The 16,442-nt window shown below is 63.9% G+C and carries 11 protein-coding genes and 3 tRNA genes; 5 read left to right on the top strand and 9 right to left on the bottom strand.

What is annotated here, in order from left to right:
- The first annotated feature begins 165 nt into the window (after window positions 1-165).
- Both E3N94_RS15500 and E3N94_RS15495 read left to right on the top strand, forming a co-directional pair.
- Complete coding sequence (locus E3N94_RS15500) at window positions 166-4,239, top strand: LamG-like jellyroll fold domain-containing protein (protein ID WP_134570541.1); 4,074 nt, start codon at window positions 166-168, stop codon at window positions 4,237-4,239.
- Complete coding sequence (locus tag E3N94_RS15495; RefSeq protein WP_134570540.1) at window positions 4,240-5,730, top strand: glycerophosphodiester phosphodiesterase family protein; 1,491 nt, start codon at window positions 4,240-4,242, stop codon at window positions 5,728-5,730. It abuts the gene before it with no gap.
- Between the two features lie 32 nt (window positions 5,731-5,762).
- On the opposite strand, the gene E3N94_RS15490 is transcribed toward E3N94_RS15495, so the two are convergent.
- Genes E3N94_RS15490 through E3N94_RS15470 form a run of 5 tightly spaced genes read right to left on the bottom strand, consistent with a single transcriptional unit; the run spans window position 5,763 to window position 11,228 of the window.
- A complete protein-coding gene (locus tag E3N94_RS15490) occupies window positions 5,763-7,064 on the bottom strand; it encodes a glycosyltransferase (protein WP_134420397.1) in 1,302 nt (433 codons plus the stop codon).
- Between the two features lie 8 nt (window positions 7,065-7,072).
- A complete protein-coding gene (locus E3N94_RS15485; RefSeq protein WP_104102488.1) occupies window positions 7,073-8,050 on the bottom strand; it encodes a GDP-L-fucose synthase in 978 nt (325 codons plus the stop codon).
- Window positions 8,047-9,171: a GDP-mannose 4,6-dehydratase gene (gene gmd / locus E3N94_RS15480; RefSeq protein WP_241976914.1), complete on the bottom strand. Its 1,125-nt coding sequence runs from the start codon at window positions 9,169-9,171 to the stop codon at window positions 8,047-8,049. Before gmd ends, E3N94_RS15485 begins: the two co-directional genes overlap by 4 nt.
- Before the next feature lie 10 nt (window positions 9,172-9,181).
- A complete protein-coding gene (locus tag E3N94_RS15475; protein ID WP_104102482.1) occupies window positions 9,182-9,652 on the bottom strand; it encodes an adenylyltransferase/cytidyltransferase family protein in 471 nt (156 codons plus the stop codon).
- 37 nt (window positions 9,653-9,689) lie between these two features.
- A complete protein-coding gene (locus tag E3N94_RS15470) occupies window positions 9,690-11,228 on the bottom strand; it encodes a sugar transferase (protein WP_241987152.1) in 1,539 nt (512 codons plus the stop codon).
- A gap of 405 nt (window positions 11,229-11,633) precedes the next feature.
- Here E3N94_RS15470 and E3N94_RS15465 point away from each other — a divergent pair, with 405 nt between their 5' ends.
- Window positions 11,634-12,512: a neutral zinc metallopeptidase gene (locus E3N94_RS15465; RefSeq protein ID WP_134570539.1), complete on the top strand. Its 879-nt coding sequence runs from the start codon at window positions 11,634-11,636 to the stop codon at window positions 12,510-12,512.
- A 10-nt stretch (window positions 12,513-12,522) separates the two neighbouring features.
- On the opposite strand, the gene E3N94_RS15460 is transcribed toward E3N94_RS15465, so the two are convergent.
- The 4 genes from E3N94_RS15460 to E3N94_RS15445 all read right to left on the bottom strand — a co-directional run bounded on the left by E3N94_RS15460 (window position 12,523) and on the right by E3N94_RS15445 (window position 13,862).
- On the bottom strand, window positions 12,523-13,107 hold the full coding sequence (locus tag E3N94_RS15460; protein WP_104102715.1) for an acyltransferase: 585 nt from the start codon (window positions 13,105-13,107) through the stop codon (window positions 12,523-12,525).
- Between the two features lie 382 nt (window positions 13,108-13,489).
- A tRNA-Phe gene (locus tag E3N94_RS15455) sits at window positions 13,490-13,562 on the bottom strand.
- A 67-nt stretch (window positions 13,563-13,629) separates the two neighbouring features.
- Window positions 13,630-13,703 (bottom strand) — tRNA-Asp (locus tag E3N94_RS15450).
- An 86-nt stretch (window positions 13,704-13,789) separates the two neighbouring features.
- Window positions 13,790-13,862 (bottom strand) — tRNA-Glu (locus tag E3N94_RS15445).
- Between the two features lie 238 nt (window positions 13,863-14,100).
- On the opposite strand from E3N94_RS15445, the gene E3N94_RS15440 reads away from it, so the two are divergent.
- Window positions 14,101-15,504 (top strand): M23 family metallopeptidase, encoded by a 1,404-nt coding sequence (locus tag E3N94_RS15440; protein ID WP_134570538.1) that lies wholly within the window; start codon window positions 14,101-14,103, stop codon window positions 15,502-15,504.
- Window positions 15,497-16,442, top strand: a 946-nt coding sequence (locus E3N94_RS15435) for an NlpC/P60 family protein (protein ID WP_134570537.1), incomplete at its 3' end; no start/stop codon positions are given. The genes E3N94_RS15440 and E3N94_RS15435, both read left to right, overlap by 8 nt.

Genomic DNA, 16,442 nt, shown 5'->3' with positions numbered 1-16,442 from the left:
TGGCGCACAGGGCGTACGTTTCCGCCGATCCCACTTTTCGCTAAACGTGAGCAATGCTTTCTTACCCAAAGCGCTCCAAGGCCGCGTGAGGCTGGATTCCATAGTTCATTCGCGGTCATCAGAGCTTTTCGGCGATGAGGCTGTTCACCCGAGGGATAGGTAGCTATGCGTAAGCTTGCCGCAATTTTCACGACCGTGGCTGTCGTGGCCGGACTCGTCATAGCGAGTCCCGTGCCACAACCGGCGTCGGCGCTCTCCGCCGGCGTCGCCTTCAGTGCGGACAACCTGTCGACCTGGCAGACGAACGGCGTTGTCTACGGAGTCGGCACGGTGCACGGAAAAGTCGTGGCGGGCGGAACATTTTCTGAGATCAGGCCGCCCAGCGGCGGTGCGGGAGTGCCGAGGAACCAGGGAACGCTTGCGATTTTCAACGCGGAGACAGGAGCCCCTGACAGCTGTCAGTTCGCCATGACCCTTAATGGGGCCACGCCGACCGTGCGGTCGGTGGTTGCCTCACCCGACGGCAACACCATCTACATCGGGGGCAATTTCTCCTCCGTCGGCGGGGTGAACGCCGCGCGGGTAGCCGCGATCGACCCGGTCGCCTGCACCGTCAAGCCGTTCCGGGTGGCGGGGGTGTCTTCCCTCGTCCGCGGCATGGCTGCCACCTCGTCCACCCTGTACCTGGCTGGGGAGTTCCAGACCGTCGGCGGCCAGGCGCGCAAGCGCTTTGCAGCGGTGGACGCGACGTCGGGCGCGCTTCTGCCCTGGGCCCCGGCGGCTGACACTGTCGGGCGGGCCGTGGCCGTCTCTCCCGACCGCAGCAGGGTAGCCATCGGTGGGGACTTTTTCACGGTCAATGACCAGGATTCCCACTCCATCGCGGTCGTCGATGCGACCACCGGCGCAAACGTGCGTAATTACCCCCTCGGCTTCATCCCGCGTACCTCGGTGACCAAGACCTTGTGGTCGGACGGCACGGCGTTCTACGGGGGCAACGAAGGAACGGGGGGCGGAGTCTTCGACGGTCGCTTCGCCGTCAATTGGAGCACACTCGACCAGACTTGGCGGGACAACTGCCTGGGCGCAACGCAGGCGGTGCTCGAATACCAGGGCACCCTGTATTCCGCGAGTCACGCGCACGACTGCTCATCGAACAACGCCTTTCCTGACGGGAGACGGATGTTTTTGATGGCACAGAACACCTCGGACGCGGCTTTGCTGGGCTGGTTCCCGACTTCCAATGACGGTACGGGCGAAGGAATCGGCCCGCGTGCTCTCACCATTGCCACCGGCGCCACAACGGGAAAGAAGTACCTCTGGTACGGCGGTGAGTTCACTGTCATCAACGGCGTAGTCCAACAGGGACTCACACGCTTCGGTCCGGATGACGTCGGTGCGCCGCCCACCCCGGTCGTTGCAGCCGAGGCGCTCACTTCGGGCGCCAATCAGATTCGCTTCCGCACCGTGGTCGACCCTGACGACAGTGCCTTGACGTACAACGTCTACCGGAACGGCGGAGCGACCCCAATCTGGACCGGCTCTGCCAGTTCCCTGTGGTGGACCCGTCCCCAGGTGACCGTCGTTGACACGAATGTCGCCGCGGGCACGAATTACACCTACCGGGTGACGGCGAATGACGGGGTCAACACCAGTCCGCTGTCGGCGTCAGTAGCAGCCCGCGCCGTCACCAAGGGGGTTGACTATCCCACTCAGGTGATCCAGGACGGAGCCAGGCTGTATTGGCGTCTGGATGAGGTTTCCGGTCCCTGGGCACAGGACAAGTCCGGTGCGACGGTCACCGGCCTGAACGGCCTATACAAGAACGGCGTCACCTACCGGGCGCCTGGCGCGATCGTCGGTGACACCAACACCTCCGCTACGTTCAATGGGACTGATGGCTACATCTGGAGCGACCAGCAGAAACCGGCACCCACCACTTACTCGATCGAAACCTGGATCAAGACGACATCCACCCAAGGGGGGAAGATCATCGGATTCGGGGATGGTCGGCCGAGCACCGGGACTGGCAACACGAACCTGAGCGGGAATTACGATAAACACATCTACATGGATAACCAGGGTCGCCTGACCTTCGGTGTCTACATCGGTCGCACCGAAACGATCAAGACGGCCTCGTCGTACAATGATGATAAGTGGCACCACATCGTGGCAACCCAGAGCGGGTCCGGGATGAAGTTGTTCGTGGACGGCGTCCGGGTGGGCCAGAACGCCACCAGCACCAGCCAGCAATACAGCGGTAACTGGCATGTCGGTGGCGACAACCTGAATGGCTGGCCCAGCCAGCCGTCTAGCGCTTTCTTCGGCGGCCAGATAGACGACACCGCGGTCTATGCATCCGCCCTGAGCGCCGCGCAGATCGCCCAGCACTACACTCTCGCTGGGGGAACCCTCGCCGTTCCGCCGACCCCGACAGACGCGTATGGAGCCAGGATCTACACGGACGAGCCTGATGTGTACTGGCGCCTCGACGAAACCTCTGGAAGCGCGGCGAAAGACTCATCGTCCGACGCCCAGAGCGAAGGAGATTACGGCGCTGCAGTCCAGCTGCAGCAGCCGAAGGCGATCAAGGTCGGGACTGCCGTGCAGACCAGCGGAACTCAGGACGGCGGCATTGCGACCAAGACCGCACGCTCATCGGTTGCCCAGTTCTCCACGGAAGCTTGGTTCAAGACGGACACGACATCCGGCGGGAAGATCGTCGGCTTTGAGAACGTCGCAACCGGGCAGGGTTCGAATTACGACAAGCAGATCTACATGACCAATTCCGGGAGCATCATCTTCGGCGTGTACGTCGGGGGCTTCCAACTCATCGAATCGCCGGCGGGATTCAACAACAACGCCTGGCATCACGTAGTGGGCACGCAGGGACCCGATGGGATGAAGCTCTACCTGGATGGCACAGAGGTCGGCTCGAACCCTACCAACTTCAACCAGGCGTTTGACGGCTACTGGCGTGCCGGTGGTGGCAACCTCAACAGCTGGCCCTCGCAGCCCGACAGTCCCTATTTTGCGGGCACGCTCGACGAGGTGGCGGTCTATCCGTCGGCCTTGAGCGCAGCGGCCGTCGCGGCTCACTACGAGCTGGGCTCCAACACCGCTCCCGATGCCATAGCGCCGAGCGTTCCCGCTGGCCTAACGTCAACCGTCTCAAACGGCGCCGTCGCGCTGGCATGGACTCCGTCAACGGACAATGTCGGTGTCACCGGCTATTCGGTGCACCGCGGGTCTGCATCCGGCTTCGTCGCTGACGCCACCAACAAGATCGCCGACGTGACAGATGCGTCATATACGGATCCGGGGCTCGCTGACGGAACGTACCATTACGTCGTGGTCGCCTACGACGCCAGAGGCAACGCAAGTCCGGCTTCCGCGTCGGTATCCGCGTCGGTGGCGACCGCCGACACTGACGTGCCGAGTGTTCCGACTGGTCTGACGGCGTCGGTGTCGGGGAGTTCGGTTTCGGTGGCCTGGACGGCGTCGACGGACAATGTCGCGGTGACGGGTTATTCGGTGTACCGGGGGTCTTCGGCTGAGTTCGTCGCTGATGCGTCGAGCAAAATCGCAGATGTTTCGGGTGCGTCGTATTCGGATCCCGGTCTGGCGTCGGGTGTTTACTTCTACAAGGTGATGGCGCGTGATGCTGCCGGCAATGTGAGTGCAGCCTCTGGTGCCGCGGAGGCGACGGTTCAGGCCGCCCCTGTGGGACCGGTGGTCCTTACGACCGGTGCCAGCGAAGACTCGACGACGTACCAGGTGCTTCCCACGACCAACTTCGGGTCCAATAGCCAGTTGTCGTCCCGGGGGGCGGGCACGTCGCTGATCGAGTCGTACCTAAAGTTTGCAGTCCCGGCTGCGCCGGTGGGCACTGTGCTCAGCGGGGCGACCCTGCGGATTCGAACCTCGACCGACTCGACCGCCGCCTCGGTGGATGCCCAGACATTTAAGCTGCTGAGTGGGAATTGGACGGAGGGCACGGTGAACTGGAACAACCGACCCACCGGTCTGGGACCGGACCTGGGGAGCCTCGCCGGCGCATCGGCGACGAACACGGCTTACTTGGTCACGCTCGATGCGGCGCAGCTGAGAACTCTCGCTGGTTCAACGGTGTCCGTCGCGCTGGTCAGTGCCGGCCCGGACAACCTCCGGCTGTGGTCGACCAACAGCACCAACGTCACCTATCGCCCGCTGCTCACCCTGACCTTCACAGCGAGCTGAATGTCCAGCGGTACCGACGTGCAGAGCACGGCTGACATCAGCCGCGCTCCGTTCCTGCCGCCAATAAACCGAAGACAGTTCCTCCTGGCCGGCGCCTCAACACTGCTGCTGTCGGCTTGCCAAGCCACGCCCGCTCCCCCGGTCTCCGTACTCCCGACTGCTGCGGCACGATATGCAATCGGAGATCTCCTCGGAACGACACCGTTCTACATAGCTCACCGTGGCTCCGGAGACAACTGGGTCGAGCACAGCTTCGATTCGTACAGCCGCGTGATCGACAGCGGGGCCAAAGCGATCGAAGTCTCGGTCAGCGCCACCTCAGACGGCGTGTTGGTGTGCCATCACGATCTGACGACCAAGCGGATGACGGGTGTCGACCTCCCGATCGCGGAAGTCACCTGGGAGGAACTGTCGCAACTTCGCAGCGACGCGAGAGCCTGGCTCGGCCCTGCGGCAGAACGGGAGCCGCTGCCGTTGCTCGCCGACGTACTGGATGCCTTCGCCACAACGCACGTGATCTTTCTCGAAGACAAGCAAGGCACGAATACGGAAGCCCTGCTCAAGGTCATGGACAGCTACTCGCACTCCACGGAGCATTTCGTCTGGAAACAATGGGCAGGTGCAACGCAATACACACTGGTCGACGGGCACGGTTACACAACCTGGGGATACTTCACTCCGGAACTTTTCGAGCGTGCAAATGAACTTGCGCCTCGTTTCGATTTGCTCGGGGTGTCACACAGGGCGACGGATGCGCAGGTGGCCGTGTTGGTGGGCTTCGGCAAACCGGTTATCGCGTGGGAGGTGCACTATCGCTCGATGCGTGACCGGATGAGCGACCTCGGCGTGGCCGGGATGATGTGCTCTAATCTGCCCTACGTGACCGGGACGACCGCTGGGAGTCACGGTGACGCCTTCGGAACCGGGCTGCGGGCCGCCGGCGACCTGCCCTGGACCATTGACGAGGGCACTCTGGTGCAGCCCCTGATCGACGCGGGCGCCGCATCCGTGGCACTGGACCACCGGGACGTGCAGAGCTACTTGATGGGCTCAATGTGCCCGGTGGGTCCCGGATCATACCGGATCACGTGCGAGCTCCGTTGGCCGGAATCGCTTCCAAGGGAGGAGCAGCACGCCGGGCTCGCCTTCGGTGCCGCCGACGACCGCCCTTACCGAGTCAGGGTGGCCAGCGATGTGTCCGGGTACCACATGATTCTCCGGGCGAACGGCTCCCTTGAATTGTTCAGCCGGGTCGCGGGGACGACCGAGGGCACGCGATTGAGAGCGGTGCTGACCGCCCCACCACGGGCTTCGGAGTGGGTGCGTCTCCAGATCGAAGTCCTCGCAAACAGTATTCGGATCCTGCGACTTGACGGTGACGGCTGGTCGATGGACATCGATGATGCGAGCTACCGGGGAGGCTATTTCTGGCTATGCAAGAACTACCAGGATGGACCGCCGGTCGAATTCAGGTCAATCCTCGTCAGTTGATGTCCATTCGTTCCGGGCTGTCCATTTCCGCTTCACGGCGGTTCGATTGCATCCGTCGCCCCGGTCAGAATCGGCCTCGCCAACCGATTTCTCTCGACACCGCCGTCAACGGCTCCCTTCTCCAGAATTCGCCGAATCCGGCCGATTGCAGCGTCTGAGGACAGGAAGTCGGCCGAGAACTTCCGCCCGGCCGCCCCGTACGCGGCCGAAGACTCCGCATCGCCACCGAGCATCTCGGCCGCGTCCACAAGGTCGCCGGGGACCGCGGCGTTGATTCTGATTCCGCCGCCGGCCAACGCCAGCTCATCGGCGGTGACACTGGATTCATCAGTTGCCGCGATGACGGGTAACCCCGTGTTGAAGTACGTCGTGAGTTTGCTCGGTACGCACATTTCCGTCAAGCCAGGCCGCTCATTGACGAGCAGGATGTCTGCGGCTGAGAGGGTCGCCTGGAACGCTTCTTCGGGTAGGGGATCGATGAATTCGAGACGGCGGTTTCCGCCCATGGCTTCGAGTTGATGCCGCTTGTTTCCGTCGCCGAGGAGAACGAATCTCACTCTCGATCCCCGCTTCTCTGCGATCTCTGAAGCGTGGACAACGTTCTCGAGAGCCTGTTTGGCACCCATGTTCCCCGCGTGGAGAACGACGATATCATCCGATTTCCAGCCTCGAGTGGTGCGCACATCTTCCCGACGGTGGCCGTTCGGGTAGTCGGTGTGACACCAATTGCGAATGACCTCTACGGAGTCGGCGTCGATGGCCAGCTCCTCAACCAGATAGCGCTTGAACCGCTCGTGGATCACGACGACTGTGTTCGCACTGCGGAGGATGGACCGCTCGATCCCGCGGAGCAACCAGGTGGCCAGGCGGCCCCCTGTTCCACTTTCGGACACTCCGAGGCTATAAATGTCCTGCACCCAAATACAGGTGTTGGTATGGACCAGGCGCGCGCGCAGCATTGCCGCGCCCACGGAGAATAAGGCAGGTGTAACCAGCACGGCGACGTCGGGCTTGTCCCACTTGCTGAACACTGCCCGAATCCCGAAGCTGAGTTCCATACCCAGGCGGTTCCACAGACGCGGTTTCGACGGCACACCGTGAGGGGCCCTGGTGACATTGACACCTCTGATTCTTTCGTGCGCATGCTCGCGCCCGTGTACGCGGTTGTGGCCGTCGTAGCCGTCGTAGATCCGCCATTGCGGGTAATGCGGATTGCCGGTGATCACAGTGACCGGGTGACCGGTCGCGGCCAGTGCTTCCGAGAGCCCAGCGGTGTAGACGGCGATGCCGGTCGGCTCGGGGGAATAGTTGAGTCCAATAATGGTGACCCTCATCTGCCCGCTCACCGCCCGCGAAAATCTGCTTGATGGGAAACAAACCAGGCGTAAGCGTCTTCGAGGCCGTCCTCGAGATCGATCGTCGGCTTCCAGCCCAGCGCCTGGATGCGGGTAACGTCCATCAACTTGCGAGGAGCACCATCGGGCTTGCTGTTGTCGAAGGTCAGACGGCCGGTGAAGCGGGTGACTTTGGCGACCGCCGATGCCAGGTCGTTGATGCTGCAGTCAGAGCCGGTCCCGACGTTGACGTGCGACAGCATCGGCGTAGTGCTGGCCTGGTACACCTCCCGGTCCAGTTCCATGATGTGCACGCTGGCCGCCGCCATATCGTCTACATGAAGGAATTCCCGTCGCGGGCTGCCGCTGCCCCAGATGACGACCTTATCCTCCCCGCCTTCTCGTGCGTCGTGGAAACGCCTGAGTAAACCGGGGATGACATGGCTGAAGGATGCGTGATAGTTGTCTCCGGGACCATAGAGATTCGTGGGCATCACGCTTCGGTAGTCCCGCCCGTACTGGCGATTGAAGCTCTCGCACAGTTTGATTCCGGCGATCTTGGCGATGGCGTACGGTTCGTTGGTGGCTTCGAGCGTGCCGGTCAGGAGCGCGTCTTCGGCCATCGGTTGGTGGGCAAACTTGGGATAGATGCAGGACGAGCCGAGGAATAGGAGCCTCGGAACGCCGAAGTCGTGCGCGGACTTGATGATGTTGGCCTCGATCAGGAGGTTGTCGTAGATGAAATCCGCCGGCGAGGAGTCGTTGGCTTCAATCCCGCCGACTTTCGCGGCAGCGAGATAGGCCTGATCGATGTGATTGCCCTCGAAGAAGGCCCGAACGGCTCGCTGGTCGACGAGGTCGAGTTCCGAATGACTGGCGGTCACGATGTTGACGTAACCCAACGACGTGAGTCTGCGCACGATCGCCGAGCCCACCATCCCGTTGTGTCCCGCGACGTAGACAGCAGCGCCGGTGTTGCGGTTCACCAGCTTTCCAGGGACACGAGGGAGGGAAAACCGTGACTTTTCAGGAGGGCGGTTTTCTGCGCGATCATCAGGTCGGAGGCGACCATCTCCGCGCACATCTCCCGCACGCTGATCTCCGGCAGCCAGCCCAGCTTCAGGCGCGCGCGTGTCGAGTCGCCGAGCAGAGTGTCGACTTCGGCTGGCCTGAAGTACCGGGGATCGACTCGCACGATGACGTCTCCCGGGCGAACGGCAGGGGAGAGTTCTCCGACGACGCTGTCGACGATGCCGATCTCATTCAGGCCCTCACCCTCGAATCTCAAGGTGATGCCGAGCTCGCTCGCCGACCATTCGACGAATTCGCGCACAGAATATTGGACTCCCGTGGCGATCACGAAGTCTTCCGGTGCGTCCTGCTGGAGCATCATCCATTGGAGCCGAACGTAGTCGCGTGCATGGCCCCAGTCGCGGAGAGAGTTTAGGTTTCCGAGGAACAGGCCGGACTCGAGACCCTGGGCGATGTTAGCGAGGGCCCGAGTGATTTTCCTAGTCACGAACGTCTCACCGCGACGCGGGGATTCGTGATTGAAAAGAATCCCGTTGCAGGCGTACATCCCGTAAGACTCTCGGTAATTCACGGTCATCCAGTAGGCGTACAGCTTGGCGACCGCATACGGAGAACGGGGATGGAAGGGCGTGATCTCACTCTGGGGTGTCTCCCTGACCAGTCCGTACAGTTCAGATGTCGAGGCCTGGTAGAACCTCACCCGGTCCGTCATTCCCAGCAATCGCACCGCCTCAAGCAGGCGTAGGGTGCCTAGGGCATCGATGTCAGCGGTGTATTCGGGCATTTCGAAGCTCACGGCCACATGGGATTGTGCACCCAGGTTGTAGATCTCGTCCGGCTGCACCTCCTGAATGATGCGGGTGAGGTTCGATGAGTCGGAGAGATCCCCGAAATGGAGGAAGAAGCGCGCGTTGCGCTCGTGCGGATCCTGATAAATGTGATCGATTCGCTGTGTGTTGAGCTGCGATGAGCGGCGTTTGAGACCGTGCACCTCGTAGCCCATCGACAGGAGGAACTCGGCCAGGTAGGAGCCGTCCTGGCCGGTTACACCGGTGATGAGTGCCCGTTTCGGAATCATGGTTGTCCTATCGCTCGCTGTTGCTGAAGTCATGAACCGGTTGGTTGTCGGGCGCGTTGGTGGACATGGCCGTCAGCGCAAGGCGAAGGGCCGTGCTCGAGGTCGAGATGGTGTACGGGAAAAAGATGACTTCTACGCCCACCTCGGCGAATTGGCGCTCAAGACGGCGACCTTTCTCGGTGCCCTTCCAGTCGTCGCCTTTGAAATAGACGTCAAAGCGAAGAGAGCGCCAGGTATCCATCTTGTTGTCGGCGATTTCAGCTACCGCTTCATTGACAAAGGCGATGTGGCGAACGATCTCAAGCCTCTCGGCCAACGGCACGACGGGTAGTGAACCCTTGGTCACCAGGAGCATCTCGTCAGACATCACGCCGGCGATCAAATAGTCGCATTGGCTCTTCGCGTTTCTAAGGATGTTGAGGTGACCGATGTGGAAGAGGTCGAAAGCCCCGCCAGCGTAGCCGACTGTCCTTGTCACGGTGATTCCTCCGTTGATCGGTTTTTCGCATTCTTCATCAGTACGCACCCACCGGGCGCATGACGGTTTTGAAGGTGCGCCAGATGATGATCAGGTCACCGGCCAGCGACCAGTTCTCGACGTAGTAGAGGTCGAGCCGCACGCTGTCCTCCCAGCTCAGATTCGACCGGCCGTTGATCTGCCACATCCCCGTCAGACCCGGCTTGATATATAGACGCCGGTGCACGTGGATCTCGTAGGCTTCGACCTCCACCGGAAGCGGCGGTCGCGGGCCCACGAGGCTCATGTTCCCGACCAGGATGTTCCAGAGCTGGGGAAGCTCGTCGAGCGAGTACTTGCGGAGCACACGTCCCACCCGGGTGATGCGCGGATCATTGCGAATCTTGAAGAGCGCTCCGGATGCCTCGTTCTGATCGAGCAGGCCTGCCAGGTCGTCCTCGGCCGTCTGCACCATGGAGCGGAATTTGACCATTTGAAAGGTGCGCTCATTGCGCCCGCACCGCTCCTGGTGGAAGAGGACGGGACCCGGGGAGTCGAGCTTCACCGCAATCGCGATGGCCACCAGGAGCGGCCAGAAGACAAGGAGTGCGATCCCGGACACGCCGATGTCCAGGAAGCGTTTGAGGACGTGCTTTGTCCCCTCGAATTGTGGGATCTCAACGTGGATCAGGGGCAAGCCTTCGACCGGCCGGAAATGGATGCGCGGACCGGCGACATCCGTGAGTTGGTTGGACAGCACCAGGTCTGCGGATGTCCCCTCCAACTGCCAGCCGAGGGTGCGGATGTACTCGCTCCCCCAGCTGGGCTGGCCGGCGACGATCACGGTATCGACGGCAAGATCGGCGGCCGCGATGGCGACGTGTGCCGGGTCGGAAACCACCGGAATCGTTCGGCTTTCGGTTTTCACCGGGGACTTCGAGTCGCTCGCGAGTGCCACCCCCACCACGTAGTAGGTGGCGCCGGCATTCTCGATCTGGCCGACCACGTATTCGACGTCGGCTCGATTTCCGACCACGATGACTCGCGCGAGGTAGTGGCCGAAAAGCCTCTGGCGCAGCAACCACCGGCGCCAGAGCCAGCGTTCCAGCACAAGGCCGCACATGCCGAGGGGGAGTGCGAGCACGAAGAAGCCGCGTGCGACGTCGACCTGGAATGCCAGGAAACCGATTGCGAGGAGGCCAAACGTGATCGCGCTCGCGTTGATCACCTGTTTGTACTCGGTGGCCCCGATCCCGACGACGCGGGAGTCCCGAGTGTGGAAGACCCCCAGGGTCGCGATCCAGCTGAGCATGATGAGCAGGGCGACCAACCAGTAGTCGGCCCGATATCCGCCGACGGATGCTTGGGCACCCTCACCGCCGAACCTGACGATCAGGGCCGTCGCGACCGCGGTCGTGACGATGCCCACGTCGCTCATCAAGAGTTTCATCCGAAACTGTTTGGCCCAGACCAGGCCGGACGACTTCGCGTCGACGCTGACTGGGTTCTTCAGCGCCGGTGCCGGCACCAGGGCGAGCTTCGGCTGGGCGGTGGGAAGGCGCCCCGCGAAGGGCAGGCGCGGTTGAGGGTCCGTCACCGTCTGCTCACCCCGCCAGCAAGGGGCGGTGGAGCGCTCGGCGCTCGGCCTGGGTGGGGCCGGTGAATATTGGTCGACGAATAGGTCGACACGTCGCGGACGTCTTCACGTGAATCCTCTGCATTTCGGGTGTACAGAGCGGGATGGGATTCGCCCGGGAAAGCCTGTCTAGGGAACGAGACAACCCGACCAAACAAACAAGTGATAAATCTTCAACTGCTTGCGAGCTGACCATACCCCCGAACGCCCAAGTCGGCTCGGACCCCGAATGGGGGACGGGCGGAGCTCACTCATCTCGGTGGGTGGGCACATCGTGCGCAGGGCACCTAATGTTCCATTAGCGAGCTCGACAACCCGGACGCCATCATCGCGGCAGCGGACCACTTCGACGGGTAGCTTTTTCTCATGACATTCAACGACAACGCGAACATCGGCGGCGGCCGGGTCAGCAAAAGGGGCCGCACCGCGGGAATCGCAGTGGGCGGCGGCGTGGGTGCGATCGCCCTCTTTCTGCTCTCACAGCTCCTGGGTGTCGACCTGAGTGGCCTGGCCGGCGGCGGCACGCAGCCCGTCGACAGCGGCAGCGTGTCGAATCTGTCCGAGTGCACGACCGGCGCCCAGGCGAACGAAGACGTCGAGTGCCGGATCAAGGGCGCGGCGGCGTCCCTCGACGTATTCTGGGCTGAGGAACTGCCCGCCCGCGGAGCCGAATACCAGCGGCCGCCGGTTGCGCTGTTCACCGACAGCGTCGGAACCGGGTGCGGCGGGGCCACCAGCGCCACCGGGCCGTTCTACTGCCCGCCGGATGCGACCATCTACATCGACACCGCGTTCTTCGGCGACCTGCGCACCCGCTTTGGCTCGTCGGGCGGCCCGCTCGCCGAAATGTACGTCGTGGCGCACGAATGGGGCCACCACATCCAGAATCTCGATGGAACACTCGCGGCCTCCCAGGATGGACAGACCGGGGCCGGCTCCAACGCGGTGCGCGTCGAACTTCAGGCCGATTGTTTCGCCGGCGCCTGGGCCGGGGCCGCCTCCGACACCCGCGACACTGGCGGAGTGCCCTTCCTGAAGCCCATCACCCCGGCACAGATTCAAGATGCGCTCAGTGCGGCATCCGCAATCGGCGACGACCGCATCCAGGAGTCCATGCAGGGCCAGGTCAACCCGGAGGCCTGGACCCACGGCTCCAGCGAACAGCGCCAGCGGTGGTTCCAGACCGGCTTCGACGACGGCGCCGGTAGCTGCGACACGTTCGCGCCGGCCGACGCGGTGCTGTAGAGCGGGCGGGTCAGTTGCGCGTGAGTATGCCGTCGTGTTCGGTGTAATCTTCGCCGGTGACCGGACACACAAAGCGGTTGTCTCCCTCGGCCCGCAGGGGCAGGCCGCTGCGTCCGACCCAGCCGGTGCGCCGAGCCGGCACGCCGACCACCAGGGCGTAGTCGGGGACATTCTCGGTGACGACCGCACCGGCTGCCACCATGGCCCACCGTCCGATCGTGAGCGGGGCGATGCAGACCGCGTGGGCGCCGATCGACGCGCCGGTACGCACGGTCACCCCCACGAGGTCGCGGTCGTCGGTGGCCCTGAGCGTTCCGTCGGGATTCACGGCCCGAGGATGCGTGTCATTGGTGAAGACCGCCGCGGCGCCCACGAAAACCCCGTCCTCCAATAGGGAAGGCTCGTAGATGACCGCGTAGTCCTGGATCGTACAGTGCCGCCCAACCACGACGCCGGGTCCGATATAGGCGCCGCGGGCGAGAACGCACTCGGGGCCGAGCCGCGCGTATTCGCGCACCTGCACGAGCGGGCGGATCGTGCAACCGGGGCCGATCACGGCGCTTGGATCGATCTCGGCCGACGCCGCGACTCCCATCACGGCCCCTCGGGTGGCAGGAAAAGGGTCGGGTGCTCCGCGGGGGGGCGGAGGAATCGACGACAAAGAAGCGTATTCACGGTGATTCCCTGCAGTTCGGGTTACAGGTCGGAGAAGTGCTGCCGCGGTGGCTGCCGCGTGCGCCGCTGCCGGGAATCCTCGCACGACATCTGCGAACAATCTGACGTTTTCTCAGCGTGTCACAGCACGGAATGTACCCCCGTTCGGACGCGAGCTACTAGGACCTCTTNGGGGGGGGGGGGGGCTTGGTTCGGGAGGTGGCGCGCTGCGAGCCGGAGTCTTCCCCGGGCGGCCTACGGATACCGGGCTGCGAGGCAAAAAAAGAAGGCCACCCCGGTAGAAGCCTGGGAATGACCTTCAGTGGCCCCGACCGGCGTCGATCCGGTGACCTTTCGATTTTCAGTCGAACGCTCTACCAACTGAGCTACAGGGCCAGAAGTGGCTTCGAGAAGCCGCTTCAAGGAAAAAAACCCTCTCTGTCGAAAGGGCTTGTTGCCTGTGCGACCCTGACCGGACTTGAACCGGCGACCTCCGCCGTGACAGGGCGGCGCGCTAACCAACTGCGCTACAGGGCCTCGTAAGAAGAACTAACGAGAGTCGAACTTTGTCTAGCTGTTTTCGTACTTGCTTATTCTTGCACATCCCAGACCTGCAGGATGCGTAGCCCCAACGGGATTCGAACCCGTGTTAACGCCGTGAAAGGGCGCCGTCCTAGGCCGCTAAACGATGGGGCCGAGACGCCATAAACCTCATGGCTTCCGACGCATAAGCATACGGTCTACCGCCCGGGAATCTCAAATCGAGAGCAAAAAGTGTTCCTTCCGGGGGTGTCGCAGGCATTGAGCCCGTGAATTTCCCAGGTTTCGCTTGACGGGCCGCTAGATTCAAGGGGGGTGTTTTTACCCTGTTGTTGTTACTCTGAGTCGGTCTCAAGCAGTAGCAGATGTGTGTAACGAGCCCGATCGGGGAGTAATGAAGCGCACGGCAGTTCTCTTCAGCCGGGAAGCACGAGCGGAAAAGGGGGGTGACGGATCCGCGGGCAGCAGGCGCAGTCGCCGCCACCGTGTCAGCCTGGCGACCGGTTTCGTCGCTGCGCTCTCCCTCTTTGTTTCCCTCATCGGTCCGGCCGGCCCGGCCCAGGCCATCGACTATCCAACGTGGCAGGACGTGCAGAACGCCAAGTCCAACACGGCCGCCGCCTCGGCGCAGGTCAGCCAGATCCAGGGTCTGATCGCCGACCTGCAGACCCAGGTGGAGCAGACCCAAGCCGAATCCGAGGCCCGCGGAGCGGAACTGCAGGCGGCGCAAGAGAAGTTCGACGAGGCCAGCCGGCGCGCCGCCGACCTCGAGGCGCAGTCCGCCGCGAGCTCCGCGGTGGCGGCGACCGCGACTCGCCAGGCCGGCCAACTTGCCGCCCAGCTCTACCGCACCGGCGGCACCGACCTGAGCGTGAACCTCTTTCTCGACGGCGAGGGGCGCGGCGAAGACGCCGATGCGCTCCTGTCCAAGCTGGGCAGCATGAGTAAGCTCGTCGAACGCAGCAGCAGCGTCTACGAGCAGGCGCAGACCGCCACCAACGTGGCCGAGTCTCTGGGTGACCAGGCCAAGGTCGCCCAAGCCGAGCGCGAGAAGCTTCGCGTCGCGGCCGAGGAAGCGCTCGTCGCTGCGCAGGCCGCCGCGCAGGCGGCCGCCAGTGCCCTAGCCGAGTCGGAGGCGAAGAGCGTCGAACTCGACGCCCAGCTGGCGTTCATGCAGGATGCGCAGGCCACTACGTCGGCCGGCTACGAGGCCGGAGTGGCCGAGCGGGCGCGACTGGCCGCCATCGAAGCGGAACGGGTGCGCGTCGAGCGCGCTGCGGCCAGCGCGCGGGCGGCCGCAGCGGCCGCAGCTGCAGCGGCCGCGAGGCCGAGCAACGGGGGAGGCTCGTCCAGCAGCTCCGGCGGCTCAGTCGGCGGCGGTGGCTGGGCGGTTCCATCCGGCGGGCGCATCACGGACGGCTACGGCCCGCGTGCGCAGATCTGCGGCAACGAGGGCTGCAGCAAGGGCTTCCACAGCGGCACGGACCTCGGCGCCGGCTGCGGCTCGGGAATCTACGCGGCCAGCAGCGGCACCGTCGTCTACGCCGGTCTCTACGGAACCTACGGCAACTTCGTTTTGATCCAGCACGCCAACGGCATCTCCACCGGGTATGCCCACATCCGCTCGGGCGGCATCTTCGTCTCTAACGGCGAGAGCGTCTCCGCGGGGGAGAACATTGCCAGCGTTGGGGAGACCGGTGCGGCCAGCGGCTGCCACCTCCACTTCGAGGTGCGCACCAACGGCAGCCAGATCAACCCGGTTCCGTTCATGTCGGACCGGGGCGCTTCCCTTGGCTAGGGACACCGACCGACGGGGGTGGCGCAAGAAGCCCTCCCGTCTGTTCGCGGCGGTCGCCCTCGGAGCTGTCTCGGCATCCGTGGGCGTCGCGGCGCCGGCGGCGTTCGCCGTGCCCGGCTACCCCAGTTGGGACGACGTGGCGAAGGCCAAGCTCAGCGAGGCCACCAAGCAGGCCGAGATCGAATCGATTACCGAGCTGCTCCAGGGCCTGCAGATCTCGGCGGCGGCGGCCACCAAAGCCTCGCTGATCGTGGCGGAGGCCTACCGGGTCGCGCTGGACGACCTCGAAGCGGCCACGGCCCGTGAAGCGAGCCTGGCGAGGCAGGCCCAGACGGCGGAGGCCCGTGCCGCGACCTCGAAGCTGCGGGCTGGCCTGATCGCAGCCCACCTGGCGAAGACCGGCGCCCAGGATCTGTCGCTGAGCCTGTTTCTCAACGGCGACAACTCCGATGAGTTGCTTGGACGGCTCGGCACCGCGAGCAAGCTGAGTGAGCAGTCGGACACGATCTACCGCGAAGCACTGCAGGATAAGAACACCTCCGAGTCGCTCGGGAAGCAGGCGGCATCCGCTGCCGAGGAACGCACCCGGCTCAGCACGGAATCGCTGGCCAGGTACGAGGCGGCGAATGTGGCCGCGCAGGCCGCCGAGACGGCCTACGAGACCGAGCAGCGGCGCTCCACTGAGCTGTTCGCGCAGCTGGCCCTGTTGAAGGACACCACGGCCGAGGCCGAACGCGACTACCAAGCCGGTCAAGATGCCGAGGCGGCGACGGCGGCCCTCGCCCGGGCGCAGGCGGCGGCCGCCCAAAAGACCGCAGCCGACGCCCAGAAGGCCGCGGGCGGCAAGAGCACGCCCCGGCAGCCGGCGGCCCAGCCCGCGCCCCAGCCCGCAGCACAGCAGCCCGCTTCACGGCCGGTCACCCCGGCCCAGGCGGCCC

The sequence above is a fragment of the Cryobacterium sp. Sr3 genome, assembly GCF_004402835.1.
Classification (GTDB): Bacteria; Actinomycetota; Actinomycetes; order Actinomycetales; family Microbacteriaceae; genus Cryobacterium; species Cryobacterium sandaracinum.
The sequence above is the reverse complement of the archived record's forward strand: the minus strand, read 5'-3'. Positions and strand labels throughout refer to the sequence as shown.

Coding starts and splice junctions, on each gene's coding strand:
- E3N94_RS15500 (WP_134570541.1), top strand. CDS start 166: ATGCGTAAGCTTGCCGCAATTTTCACGACCGTGGCTGTCGTGGCCGGA.
- E3N94_RS15495 (WP_134570540.1), top strand. CDS start 4,240: ATGTCCAGCGGTACCGACGTGCAGAGCACGGCTGACATCAGCCGCGCT.
- E3N94_RS15490 (WP_134420397.1), bottom strand. CDS start 7,064: ATGAGGGTCACCATTATTGGACTCAACTATTCCCCCGAGCCGACCGGC.
- E3N94_RS15465 (WP_134570539.1), top strand. CDS start 11,634: ATGACATTCAACGACAACGCGAACATCGGCGGCGGCCGGGTCAGCAAA.
- E3N94_RS15460 (WP_104102715.1), bottom strand. CDS start 13,107: ATGGGAGTCGCGGCGTCGGCCGAGATCGATCCAAGCGCCGTGATCGGC.
- E3N94_RS15440 (WP_134570538.1), top strand. CDS start 14,101: ATGAAGCGCACGGCAGTTCTCTTCAGCCGGGAAGCACGAGCGGAAAAG.